The sequence below is a fragment of the Thermanaeromonas toyohensis ToBE genome (assembly GCF_900176005.1).
GTDB classification, from domain to species: domain Bacteria; phylum Bacillota; class DSM-521; order Neomoorellales; family Neomoorellaceae; genus Thermanaeromonas; species Thermanaeromonas toyohensis.
This window is the reverse complement of the sequence record NZ_LT838272.1, coordinates 3,072,198-3,084,867: the sequence shown is the minus strand read 5'-3', so window position 1 is coordinate 3,084,867 and position 12,670 is coordinate 3,072,198. Positions and strand designations below refer to the sequence as shown.

General features: G+C 47.9%; 10 protein-coding genes. All 10 read left to right on the top strand.

What is annotated here, in order from left to right; genetic code table 11:
* Nucleotides 1-70: 70 nt before the first annotated feature.
* Nucleotides 71-856, top strand: coding sequence for a cyclase family protein (locus B9A14_RS15535; protein ID WP_084666734.1), 786 nt, complete (start codon nucleotides 71-73; stop codon nucleotides 854-856).
* A 269-nt stretch (nucleotides 857-1,125) separates the two neighbouring features.
* The gene (locus tag B9A14_RS15530) at nucleotides 1,126-1,773 is read left to right on the top strand and encodes a Uma2 family endonuclease (protein ID WP_197686530.1); all 648 of its coding nucleotides are present in this window, start codon (nucleotides 1,126-1,128) and stop codon (nucleotides 1,771-1,773) included.
* A gap of 330 nt (nucleotides 1,774-2,103) precedes the next feature.
* Complete coding sequence (locus tag B9A14_RS15525) at nucleotides 2,104-3,309, top strand: BMP family protein (RefSeq protein ID WP_084666733.1); 1,206 nt, start codon at nucleotides 2,104-2,106, stop codon at nucleotides 3,307-3,309.
* Between the two features lie 47 nt (nucleotides 3,310-3,356).
* Nucleotides 3,357-4,898 carry an ABC transporter ATP-binding protein gene (locus B9A14_RS15520; RefSeq protein WP_172839186.1) on the top strand — a complete coding sequence of 514 codons (1,542 nt, stop codon included), beginning with the start codon at nucleotides 3,357-3,359 and terminating at the stop codon, nucleotides 4,896-4,898.
* A 17-nt stretch (nucleotides 4,899-4,915) separates the two neighbouring features.
* Nucleotides 4,916-6,010: an ABC transporter permease gene (locus B9A14_RS15515; RefSeq protein ID WP_084666731.1), complete on the top strand. Its 1,095-nt coding sequence runs from the start codon at nucleotides 4,916-4,918 to the stop codon at nucleotides 6,008-6,010.
* Nucleotides 6,011-6,029: 19 nt separating this feature from the next.
* A complete protein-coding gene (locus tag B9A14_RS15510) occupies nucleotides 6,030-6,959 on the top strand; it encodes an ABC transporter permease (protein WP_084666730.1) in 930 nt (309 codons plus the stop codon).
* Nucleotides 6,960-7,298: 339 nt separating this feature from the next.
* A complete protein-coding gene (locus tag B9A14_RS15505) occupies nucleotides 7,299-8,141 on the top strand; it encodes an FAD binding domain-containing protein (RefSeq protein ID WP_172839185.1) in 843 nt (280 codons plus the stop codon).
* 3 nt (nucleotides 8,142-8,144) lie between these two features.
* Nucleotides 8,145-8,618 (top strand): (2Fe-2S)-binding protein, encoded by a 474-nt coding sequence (locus B9A14_RS15500; protein ID WP_084666728.1) that lies wholly within the window; start codon nucleotides 8,145-8,147, stop codon nucleotides 8,616-8,618.
* Nucleotides 8,615-10,969, top strand: a complete 2,355-nt coding sequence (locus B9A14_RS15495; RefSeq protein ID WP_084666727.1) for a xanthine dehydrogenase family protein molybdopterin-binding subunit — start codon at nucleotides 8,615-8,617, stop codon at nucleotides 10,967-10,969. Before B9A14_RS15500 ends, B9A14_RS15495 begins: the two co-directional genes overlap by 4 nt.
* 178 nt (nucleotides 10,970-11,147) lie before the next feature.
* Complete coding sequence (uraA, locus tag B9A14_RS15490) at nucleotides 11,148-12,452, top strand: uracil permease (protein ID WP_084666726.1); 1,305 nt, start codon at nucleotides 11,148-11,150, stop codon at nucleotides 12,450-12,452.
* Nucleotides 12,453-12,670 lie beyond the last annotated feature (218 nt).

The following is a 12,670-nucleotide window of genomic DNA, read 5'->3' as shown; positions in this document are numbered from 1 at the left end:
GAGGCTTTTGTAAAAGCTATAAGGCTCTTAGGGACTATATTAAATAAACATCCTAAGGAGGGTTTATCTTATGCTTTCCTTCTGGGACAAGGTAAAGATGTATGATCTAACCCAGCCTCTGAGCCATCTTACCCCGCCTTGGCCAACTTATGAACCGCTGCAGATCAAGTTCTTCAAGCGGCTAGCTCCTAACGGGGCCAACGGACAGCTCATTACTACTTCCAACCATGTGGGTACGCATCTAGATGGACCGCTGCACTTCTGCACCCACGGCAAGGACATCGCCAGCCTGCCTTTGGATTTCCTGGTGGGGCCGGGGGTAGTGGTGGATTTGAGCGACATAGCGGAGGATTATGGGATCTATACTTCTAAGGATATCATGGACCGGGTGGAAGTACGGGAAGGGGATATCTTGATCATCCATACAGGATATCACCATTATGCTTGGGACCAACCGGAAGCCGATGAAGTGCGCTATATGATCAAGCACCCGGGTCCTACACGGGAATTTGCCGAGTGGTGTTTAAAAATGAAAATCAAGTGGCTGGGGGTAGACTGCGGCTCGGCCGACCATCCTATGAACACCAAGATCCGCGAGTGGATGCCTGTGCAGGCCCGGGAAGCGGACAAGTACCTGCGGGAGAAATACGGCAAGGGCTTAGACGACTTCTTCCCGCCGGAAGATTACCAAGTCATGCATATTGCCCTTTTCCCCTATGATATAATCCATGCTGAAAATGTAGGGGGAGACATTGACCAGATTTTAAATAAGAGAGTCATCATTGGCTGCTTCCCCTGGAGGTTTGTGGGCGGCGAGTCCTCTATCTGCCGGATTGTAGCCTTTGACGAGAAGTAAAACGAGAGTAATCCCCTCATGCTAGTCTCTTAATGTTAAAAGACTCCCTCCTTAGAATAGAAAAGGTTCAGCCCCCTGTCGTACATAAAGAGGGGGCTTTTTTTATTTGGGAGAAGTAAACGGGGAGCTTTGGGAAGGAGAAGTGGAATGGAAAAAGTGGTGTTAGGCTGAAAGAAAAAACAATGTATGGTATACTAAAGGCCAGGAGAGTGTATGTTCTATCAAAGACTCCGGAATAGAGCCCGGCTTTGAAAGGGGGTATAAAGCGGGTGGACGCAGTAATCAAGGAGGCAGCTTTAACTTACGATACAGGTAAACCCTTGCCACCGGGCAAGATGGCTTTCGAAGAATTCCTGGTTTGGTGCGACGAGGACACCTGGGCAGAGTGGGTGGACGGGGAGGTCATTATCTTGACCCCAGCAGCGAGAAGACATCAGGAGATTAAGGGTTTCTTATACAGCGTTATACGTGAGTTCTTATATTATAAAAAAGCGGGGCGAGTTTTAGATGCCCCTTTTTTGGTCCGATTGCCGGAAACCTTGCGCCGGGGGCGGGAGCCAGACCTCCTTTACGTTAGTAACGAAAAATTGCACCTTTTAAAAGAAACCTATATGGATGGTGCTCCTGATTTGATTATTGAAATTACTTCCCCTGAAAGTCTGGCCCGGGACAGGGGAGAAAAGTATGTGGAGTACGAAGCTGCCGGTGTAAGAGAATATTGGCTTATTGACCCCGACCGGCAACAGGCAGAGTTTTATCGTTTGGGAGATAATGGTCGTTACCAAACCATACTACCCGACGCCAGCGGCATTTACCGGTCAGAAGTAATCTCCGGGTTTTGGCTCAAAGTTGAATGGTTATTTCAGGACCCTCCCCCGCCGGTAATAGCTTGCCTTAAGGATATGGGTATAATCTAGGTTGGTGGAAGCGCCTGCCTGGTTCATGGCCCAAGCCCCCATTTTTTAAAACTAGATATGAGATATGGGGGCTTTTATTGTGCGCCCGGCATGGGCGTTAAACCGCCGATGCGGATTCCGCATATTAGGTGGTGTGAGAGAGGACGGGCGCTAGCCGCACCTTCCTACTCGATGAGTGAAGAATTTATTCAGGCAATTTAGTAAAGGTATCTAACTTTCCTAGTAGGGTTTTGTTAACTATTTTACAAGGAACGATGGGACATTATTGAGAATTAAATAAAAATTAAACAAAAACAGGAGGATGAGCAAATATGGACCTTATCATTAGAAATGCGAGGCTCAAGGGAGATTAGTCACGCCGGCTTTATTGGTCCCCATATTCATTTAGACAAGACCATGATTGTGGACGTGGTGCGTCCGAATGTCTCTGGTACGTTCCAGGAAGCTATCGAGATTAATCTGAGAGAAGAAGAGAGGTTTAAGGGGAGACAGTACAAAGAAAGGGGGATATGTATGTTAAAAAGATTAAAGTTTAAATTGGCCCTGCTAGTTTGTTTGGGTATAGGTTTACTATTAACGGCATGTGCTACCGGCGGTCGCGAACAAAAAACCAGTGCGCCTGAACAAAATAAGGCACAAAAAGTTAAAATGGCTATGATATTACCAGGTGCAGTGGAAGATGCTGATTATAACTTTTTGGGGTACCAAGTAACCAAGACGTTACAAGAAAAGCTGGGTTTAGAGACCAAGTATCAAGAGAAGGTGCCTCCGGCAGAGGCGGAGCGGGTGGCTCGCGGATTCATTAATGACGGCTATTCCATTATAGCTTTTCATGGGGGACAGTTTGTTACCACAGTGGATAAACTGGCCAAGCAATTTCCTGATATTTCCTTCATTGTGGAGACGGCTGGCCCCATGCCTGAACTGCCTAAAAACGTCTGGAACATAGGGCGGAAATATTACGAAGGATTCTATGTACACGGTGTTTTAGGTGCCCTCTCCACCCGCACTAACAAGGTCGGCGTTATCAGCGGTTTTAAGTTACCCGATTTTACGGCCAGCGTAAATGCAGTCAAACAGGCTGTAAGCGAATTTAACCCCCAAGCCCAAGTGCTATATACCTTTACCGGGGATCATAACGATCCCGTTAAAGCTCGCCAGGCGGCGGAAGCTCAAATAAACTCGGGAGTGGATTTTATTATAATCATATTAAATCTAGGAGCCCAGGGAGTAATCGAGGCTGCCCAAAACAAAAAGGTACTGCTTACTACTTTTTACACGGATAAGACCAAATTAGCACCTAACAATTTTACCACCTCCCTGCTTTTTGACTTTAACGTACCGTACATCCGTATTGTTAACGAAATCTTAAGAGGGAACCGGGGCGGTTATGAGGAGATGCGACCAGGTAATGGCATGACCCTTTCCCCCATACGCAACGTTCCGGAAGACATAGCCAAGAAGGTGAATGAGGTTTTTAATGAAGTTGCTAGCGGCAAAAGAAAGATACCCGAGGTAAAGGAGCTTAAGGATTAAGGATATGGTAATGTACCAGGATGTTGTTGGGTAAGGGGGGGGTGGAGGTGACCGCAGCTCAGCCGGTGGTCCAATTGTCGAGGATTTGGAAGCGCTTTGGCACGGTCCAAGCGCTGGCCGATGCTTCCTTTGAAGCTTTTGCTGGTGAAATCCATGTTATTTTGGGGGAAAACGGCGCTGGTAAAACCTCCCTAATGTCTGTGTTAGCCGGCTTTTATCGCCCGGATCGGGGGGAAATACGTATCTACGGGAAACCTGTGGTTTTACGCTCCCCTAGGGATGCCGTGGCTCTAGGGATAGCTATGGTCCATCAGCATTTTGAGCAAATACAAAACATGACAGTCTGGGAAAACACTATTTTGGGATGTGAAGATTCCCTGTTATTTTTAAACCCCAGATATTACCGGAAAGTAGTGCAGCAAGCTATTGCTAAATGGGGGATTGAGGTAGATGGGAATGCTCGAGTGGACCGTTTACCCATCGGGCAACAACAAAAAGTGGAGATTTTAAAGGCCCTCTATCGCAAGGCACGGGTATTGATTTTAGATGAGCCTACCACGTTTTTAACGCCCCAGGAAATAGACACGTTGTTTGAGATTCTAAAAAGTCTGGCCGCAAGCGGTCTAACCATAATACTTATTACCCATAAACTCCGGGATGCCATGTATTTGGGCCACCGCTTAACAGTAATGCGCGCAGGTCGAGTAGTGGCCACCCTGACGCGAGAAGAAGCTACGGAAGATATTTTAGTGCAACAACTGATGGGCGACAGCCATATTTCCAAGGAAATGCTAGAGGAGAACCCCCCTTGCCTGGACACAGTATCAGAGGAGATTTTACTGGAAATTTCCGGGCTGGCTACTAAGGGTGGGAAAGACCACCTGGGCTTGCAAGGGATTGATCTCCAGTTGGCAGCAGGAGAAATACACGGGATTGCTGGTATTACTGGAAGTGGCCAGCAGGAACTGGTGGAAGTGTTGATGGGTGTTGTACCGGTAGCTTCCGGGACCATCCGGCTAAACGGTAAGGACATAACCTCCAGCACGATAGCCCAGAGGATTAAGGCTGGCCTATGTTTAATACCTCAAGACCGGTTGCGAGATGGTATTCTGCCCAATATGAGCCTCTGGGAGACTCTTGTACTGGGTTTACACCGGCAGTTGTTTCCTTGCCTTAGCTTCCGTACCCAGGAGGCTATAGAATTGGGACGGAAAGCAATTGCAGAGTACGAGATTAAATCTCCCCATGTAAATGTGCAGACAGCTTACTTGTCCGGGGGCAATATACAGAAAGTATTGGTAGCGCGGGCGGTAACGGCCGCTAAGCGCCAGCCCCACCCGGTAGTGATAGCTGCCAATCCTACTAAGGGACTGGATATTCGGACTGTTCATCAGGTGCACAAATATTTGCGCCAAATTGCACAAGAAGGAGGAGCTGTATTACTTCTATCCGAGGATTTAGATGAATTGATGGGTAACTGTCACAGGATTTCAGTATTATACCGCGGTTCTCTAGTCGCTCAGTTCTCCGGCCCTAATTACAATCGGTATGAAATAGGTCAAGCCATGTTAGGTAAGACTAGGATATAGATAGAGGTGTAGTGTAAATGAAAAGCTCAGTAAATGTTCAGGGAACTTGTGTTAGGGTGATTAGGAAGGGTGAGGCGTATAGAAAGTTGATATGGGGTATCCTAGCTTATGGTGGGGCCTTACTGGTGATGTTATTGACTATGACGTTGTTTATCATAGGCTTAGGATACAACCCCCTGGTAGCTTATCAGGCAGCCCTTAAAGATTCGTTATTTAGTATTGGAGGGATTGCCCAGACATTAAACCGAATGACACCATTGTTACTGGCTTCATTAGCTTTTACTATCGGCATGCGTGGCGGGGTGTTTAATATTGGTATAGACGGGCAGATTTATTTAGGGGCGATTTTGGCCGGGTGGGTAGGAATTTTCCTGGTCGGTGGAGTTAATATTCCGTGGCTACAGGTTCCTATTGTGCTTATAGCAGGCTTAGTGGGAGGGGCTCTATATATTTTAGTTGCTGCTATCCTGCGTATGGTTTGGGGTGTCAATGAAATTTTTACTACAGTTATGTTAAATTTTGTGGCCCTTCTATTGGTGGAATTTTTAACTACAGGTCCCTGGAACGATCCCCTGACAGGGGAGGCGGTGAGCGTTCCTATTACCCCAGGAGCTGTATTACCCAAGCTTTTACCTCGAGGAGGAGCCCACGTAGGCGTAATTATTGCCATCTTAACAGCTATTCTCATCTGGTGGCTATTGTATCGCACTGTGCTGGGCTATGAAATACGAGCCGTGGGGTCTAATTGGAGGGCGTCCCTATTCGGTGGGATTGCTGTACGTAGAGTTCAGTTTTTGGCTCTAGCTTTAAGCGGTGCCCTGGGCGGGCTAGCTGGTGCCATTGAAGTGGCAGGAGTGCATGAGCGCGTCTTGCTAGGGCTGACTCCCAATTATGGGGTTATGGCCATCCTTATCGCGGTTTTGGCCCGTGGTCAACCTCTAGCCTTGATTCCGGTAAGCTTTATTTTCGGGGTACTGGTGGCCGGGGCGGATTCCTTACAGCGCAGTATTGGATTGCCAGCTGGTGCTGTTTTTATGGTGCAAGGGGTAGCGGTTTTGATTGTTTTGCTTATGGAGGCCGTCAGCTTACGCCATGAACGTTTGACCATATGAAGAAGGGGGGGACAATTTGATGTGGGAGATCTTGCTGGATAAGCATGTTTTAAGTTTAGCTTTAATCGTTTCTACACCATGCCTCTTGGCGGCCCAGGGAGAACTTCTCATTGAACGCTCGGGCGTTTTGAACGTAGCTATAGAAGGCATGATGGCCTTGGGTGCGGTAGTGGGCTTCTTACTTGCCTACTACACAGGTGTTAATATAATAGGTATTTTAGCGGCTATGGTAGCAACAGGTGTGGTGGGAGTTATATTGGGCTATGCAGTTATTTCCTTGCGGGCTTCCCAGCTCACTACCGGCTTGTCCTTATATGTTTTCTTATTAGGATTATCTTCTTTGCTCTACCGCCTGGTAGTGGGCCTGCGCTTTGTCCCGCCCAAGATCGCCACTTACACTGGTGGCTGGACAGAGGGAGGGGCAGCCTTTCCCGGTTCGTGGATATTTAACTTGCCTCGCCCCGTGTATGCTGCATTCCTGATCACTGTACTGGTACATTTATTCCTTTTTTACACCCCCATGGGACTAAGGCTACGTGCTTGTGGGGAAAACCCCCGCGCAGCGGAAGGACAGGGTGTAAATGTATTCGTTATGCGCTATCTATCTCTTCTCGCCGGTAGCATGCTTATCGGTGCGGGTGGTGCCCTCCTTCCCATGATGCTTACAGGCACTTATACGGATATGATGGTTGGTGGACGGGGCTGGATTGCTCTGATGTTGGTCATCTTTGGTCGGTGGTTACCCTTTAGAACTCTACTGGGCGGCTTACTTTTTGGGTATGTTGAAGGCCTCCAGTATAGCCTTTTACTCTCGGTCAAAACAATTCCCTCGCAGTTCCTTTTAATGGTGCCGTATTTGTTTGTAGTTATTGTCGCTATCCTAGCTTACCGGGGTGCCCAAGCGCCCCAATCCTTGATGAAACCCTATGACCGAGAAGCCCGCACTTAGAAAACGCCTGACCTCCCTATTTTTTGAATTTTGATCCGGGCTTTCGTTTCTCGTGGTTGCGACACAGGGAGCTTCTATCGGCCCTTGCTTAACTGGAAATAGCGAATCTGTTAAGTAACACCAAAATCGTACCTTTGACGAAAAAATTTAGTACGGCTTATAAAAAGTCTCCATCTTAGTAGATATGGGCTCTTGTTTTTACCTTATTAATTGTTACTGTTGGTGAAAATATCTAGTTTCACGATTAGCATTTTTGTTGACTATTATGAAGGTTGTCTTGCTGCAAAAGAAGAAATAACAATTTAAGCAGCTGGCCTTGATAAACAGGGGGTGCACAAGTTGGCCGGGATAGAATATTTTGGACCTACTAGCCTGGGAGAGGCCGTTGAGCTTAAATCTAAGTATGCCAGTGAGGCCAGGATATTTGCTGGCGGTACAGATATCATTGTGAATTTAAGGGATAGGGTTTTGCAGGTCAAGTATTTGATAGATATTAAGAAGATTCCGGAGATGCAAGAGTTAAGCTACACCCCTGAAAGGGGGCTAATCATCGGCGGAGCGGTAACTATCAATCAACTATTGGAGGCTAAGTCTATAGTAGAGCATTATCCTATATTGGTACAGGCGGGTAAAAGCCTGGCCAACACGTTAATTCGCAACCGGGCCACTTTAGTGGGTAATCTCTGTAACGCTTCTCCTGCCGCTGATATGGCTCCGGCAAGCCTAGTCCTGGGAGCTCGGGTGGTCGTTGTATCTCAAGCAGGATGGCGGGAGATACCGGTAGAGCAATTTTTTACCGGTGTTAAACGTAATGCCCTAAAACCTGATGAGCTCGTGGTGAGGGTGGAGATACCTCCTGTTAAAGGGAAAGGCGTTTATCTTAAAAAATCCCGTATCAAGGGGCATGACCTGGCTCAAGTAGGGGTGGCTGGGTTCTTGAGCCAGGAAGGTGTGTTACGTTTAGCTCTTGGAGCCATGGCTCCCACGCCAATCTTGGCCCGGGGTCTAGATATTTACCGTCGGGAAGATTTGAAGCAGGAAGAAAAAGCCAAAGCCATCATTGAACAGGTTATGGCGCAGGTGGACCCCATTAGTGACCAGAGGGCTTCCAGGGAATATCGGCTGGCTATGGCCAGGTATTTGTTGCGTCAGGTGCTGGGTATTCTCAGCGAGGGGGTTTAAGTTATGAAGAAACTTATTACGCTTAAAGTTAATGGGGAAGAAGTTACCGCAGCGGTGGAACCTGATAAAACTCTCTTATGGCTCCTCCGCGAAGAGTTAAATTTGACGGGGACAAAAGAGGGATGCGGCGCCGGGGAGTGTGGAGCCTGTACAGTAATTTTTAACGGGAAAGCAGTAAACTCCTGTCTAGTCTTGGCTATAGAAGCGGACGGGGCTGAGGTATATACCATTGAGAGTGAAGCTAAGGATGGTCAACTTTCCGAGTTGCAAAAGGCCTTTATTGAGCATAACGCCTTACAGTGCGGTTTTTGTACACCGGGTATGATCATGGCTGCGAGGGCGCTCCTCAACCGTAATCCTAATCCTACAGAAGAAGAGATCAAGGAAGCTATTGAAGGAAATTTATGCCGGTGTACTGGGTATGTACCCATTATCGAGGCCATTAAAGCTGCTGCCGCAAGGGGGGCGAGAAAATGACCTGCCAAAGCTTAATTGGAGCTGGGATCCCCAGGATTGATGGCGTAGAAAAGGTAACTGGGGAAGCCCTTTATGTGCATGACCTTAAGATCCAAGGGATGCTCTATGCCAAACTAAAGACTAGCCCCTATGCCCATGCGCGCATTAAGCGCATAGATACTAGCAGAGCCCGGGCTCTGCCAGGCGTGAAGGCGGTTCTTACCGGTCAGGATGTTCCCTACAAACTAGGGCTTTATATGATCGATCGTCCTGTCCTGGCTGTGGGCAAGGTACGTTATTTTGGGGAACCGGTAGCGGCGGTGGCTGCGGTGGACCTGGATACGGCCCAAGAGGCGGTAGACCTTATTGAAGTAGAATATGAGCCTTTACCCGCTGTATTAGATGTAGAGGAAGCTATAAAAGAGGATGCTCCTTTAGTTCATGAGGACTTAGGGACTTATTCTTGGATTAAAGGTGTTTATTTTCCTAAACCGGGAACTAATATAGCTAATCATTTTAAAGTACGTAAGGGTGATGTCGAAGCAGGATTTGCCAAGTCAGATTTAATAGTTGAGAACAAGTTTTACCAACCCCAGGTCTTCCATGTGCCTTTGGAAACCCATGTGACCATCGCTAAGTGGTCAGCAGGGGACCGTATAAAGGTATGGACCAGTGCGCAGTCACCCTTCGCTGTTCGGGACTTAATGAGTGTGGCTTTAGGTATCCCCCGGAGCCAGATTGAAGTCATTGTACCTTATGTAGGTGGCGGTTTCGGTGGGAAGGCGGGGATTCACTTAGAGGCGTTGGTAGCTTGTCTTTCTAAAGCAGCCGGCGGCCGGCCTGTTAAGCTTACGGCCACCAGGGAAGAAGAATGTTCTACCCTACCGTGCCGGCAGGGTCTGGTAGCTAGAATCAAAACGGGCGTTACTAAAGATGGCCGGATTATAGCTGAGGAAATTGAATATCTTTGGGATGCTGGTGCCTATGCTGATTACGGGGTGAACATCGGGCGGGCGGCAGGATATTCAGGTGTAGGGCCTTACGAAGTGGAGAACGTGAAGATAGATTCTTACACCATTTATACCAACCACGTCTTCGGTACGGCCTACCGAGGCTTTGGCCATGCTGAATTCTTATGGGCTATAGAGCGCCAACGGGATTTAATTGCTAAGGAATTGGGTATGGATCCCGTTGAGTTCCGTATGAAAAATTTGCTCAAGCCAGGTTCAGTGACCATTACGGGAGAGAAAATTTACGAAAATACAGGCCGAGTGGATAAGTGTTTGGCCATTGTGGCGGAAAAAATTGGGTGGCCCTTGGTTAAGTCGGAGGAAGAAAAGCTCAAGGAAAAGGAAACAGGCAAGTACCGTGGGATAGGTGTAGCTGTATTACACAAAGCCCCGGCCATGCCACCATGGACAGCGTCTTCTGCCATAGTAAAGATGAATGAAGACGGTTCGGTACACGTCTTGGTAGGAGGCATTGACTATGGGCAGGGCACCTATACTACTTTGGCCCAGATTGTAGCGGAACGGTTACACCTTCCCTTGGAGAAAGTCCGCATGGTTTGGGAAACCAACACGGAGACAGCGCCCTATGACTGGCAGACAGTGGCCAGCCGGCTGACCTTTATGGCTGGGAATGCCCTTATCCGGGCCTGCGATGATCTCCTGGCGCAGATGCGGAGCCTGGCGGCTTCCATACTGCGTTGTAGTGAGGACGAGCTAGAGTTCGGCCAGGAAGAAATATTCTTAAGGCATCACCCGGACAAGAGATTGAGTTATCGCCAACTGGCCATTGGTTATACCTATGAGAACGGTAACGCCGTAGGTGGCCCCCTTATCGGTAGGGGTAAATATATAGCCCAGGGGTTGACCTTCCTTGATCCGGAAACGGGACAGGGGCTACCTGCGCTGGACTGGACCTATGGCGCCCATGCGGTGGAAATTGAAGTGGACACCAATACTGGCGATATCGAGGTACTCAAGGTAGTCTCCGCCTTTGATGTTGGAAAGGTGTTGAATGAAACCCTGGTAAGGGGGCAGGTCATTGGCGGTATTGTTCAGGGACTGGGGACGGCCTTTTCCGAACATCTAATCTACGATGAACAGGGTAGGCTTCTGACCAGGAACCTGGTGGATTATAAAATACCTACAGTTAAGGATTTACCTAGGAAGATGGAAGTATACTTTGTGGAGACCCCCCAACTGGATGGCCCCTATGGTGCAAGAGGTGTGGCTGAGCATCCCATGATCTCTGTTGCACCAGCCGTAGCCAATGCCTTGGCCAATGCCATTGGTCTAGAGATGTTAGAGGGGCCTTTAACTGCTGAGAAGGTTTACCTTGCCTGGCAAGAAAAGTGTAAACAGTAATCAATTGAGGAGCGCGGTGGGCTTGGAAACTTTTAAGTCCCACCGTGTTCCCTGATTATCTAAAACCTTACGGTAGTGATTAGTGGGGCAAGAAAAGGGGGGGTGGTGAAAACCTTTTATAAACTGTGTGTTTATCTCCATAATTGAGAAAAGATAAAACGTAAGGAGGAATTAAGGAATGGCGCGGCGGATTATCCAGATCGAGGAAAAATTACCTGTCTTAGAGACCATCCCTCTTTCTCTCCAGCACTTGCTAGCTATGTTTGGTGCTACTGTCCTAGTACCCTTCTTGTTTAAGATCGATCCGGCTATTGCGCTCCTTATGAACGGAATAGGGACTCTGATTTATAGTTTTGTTACCAAGGGTAAGATACCAGCTTACCTAGGTTCTAGTTTCGCCTTTATTGCCCCAACTTTTTTGATAATGTCCAAATATGGTTATAATGCTGCCCAGTCCGGTTATATATTCTTTGGCCTATTCTTTGTTATCGTTTCGTTTATCATCCGGTGGGCAGGGACCAAGTGGATAGATATAGTACTTCCACCTCCCGTTATGGGTGCTGTAGTGGCGGTAATAGGGTTGGAGCTGGCACCCGTGGCCGCCCAGATGGCTGGCTTAGTAGGCGACAAGGTAGATCCCAAAGCTATAACAGTTTCTATGTTTACCCTGGCGGTAGGAGTATTTGGTTCTTTGGTATTCCGGGGCTTTCTCCAGGTCATCCCTGTCCTTATCGCGGTGATTGCAGGTTACGTTTTGGCTTTCGCTTGGGGAATGGTGGATGTAAGTATTATAGCTAATGCTCCCTGGTTTAAGATACCTACTTTCCATGCCCCAGTATTTAACCTCAATGCTATAGCTATAGTTTTCCCTGCTGCCCTGGTAGTCCTAGCTGAGCATATCGGGCATCTCATTGTGACAGCTAATATTACAGGGCGAGACTTAGTTAAGGATCCTGGCTTGCATTTATCACTATTAGGTGATGGGCTTTCTAATATGCTTTCTGGCTTTACTGGATCGCCTCCCAATACCACGTACGGAGAGAATATCGGGGTAATGGCTATCACCAGGGTGTATGCTGTCTGGGTAATCCGGGGTGCGGCTATTATTGCCATAATCCTTTCTCTAGTTGGTAAGCTGGCGGCTCTCATTCAGGCCATACCTGTACCAGTTATGGGTGGTATATGTATCTTGCTATTCGGTGTAATAGCGGCGGCCGGTCTCCGGATGATAGTGGAGCAAGCGGTAGATTATTCCCGGAATTTTAACCTAGTGCTTTCGGCCGTAGTCTTTACTTTCGGCGTTAGCGGGGCCAAGATAATGATCGGCACTGTGGAGCTAAAAGGTATGGCCTTGGCTGCGGTTGTGGGCATTGTTATAAGCCTGGTGGCTTATCTATTTAACAGCCTCGGCCTGCTAAATGAAGAAATACCTGCTGTCAAAAACAGCCACTCAGAAGGCACCAAGATAACGAGTAGTCACTGAGATAGGCGGGGTATTCACCCCGCCTTAGAGTTTCCTGCTACTTTCTACTATGCCGAATGGAATGCCTTTTGGCAAAGGTTTGCGGCCGAAAATGCCCTGTGTTTTTCTCTCCGTGCTGGTCCGGTTCCTAAAAACGCTACCTACCAACTTTATAGAAATTCCACAAAGGTTTGAGGCTTTTCAGGGCTAATTATTTAAAGTAGAACTATAAATTGCTT

Bases quoted from the DNA above. Each gene is read 5' to 3' on its own strand.
- B9A14_RS15495 (WP_084666727.1), top strand. From the start codon at position 8,615: ATGACCTGCCAAAGCTTAATTGGAGCTGGGATCCCCAGGATTGATGGC.
- B9A14_RS15515 (WP_084666731.1), top strand. From the start codon at position 4,916: ATGAAAAGCTCAGTAAATGTTCAGGGAACTTGTGTTAGGGTGATTAGG.
- B9A14_RS15535 (WP_084666734.1), top strand. From the start codon at position 71: ATGCTTTCCTTCTGGGACAAGGTAAAGATGTATGATCTAACCCAGCCT.
- B9A14_RS15525 (WP_084666733.1), top strand. From the start codon at position 2,104: ATGCGAGGCTCAAGGGAGATTAGTCACGCCGGCTTTATTGGTCCCCAT.
- B9A14_RS15500 (WP_084666728.1), top strand. From the start codon at position 8,145: ATGAAGAAACTTATTACGCTTAAAGTTAATGGGGAAGAAGTTACCGCA.
- uraA (WP_084666726.1), top strand. From the start codon at position 11,148: ATGGCGCGGCGGATTATCCAGATCGAGGAAAAATTACCTGTCTTAGAG.
- B9A14_RS15510 (WP_084666730.1), top strand. From the start codon at position 6,030: ATGTGGGAGATCTTGCTGGATAAGCATGTTTTAAGTTTAGCTTTAATC.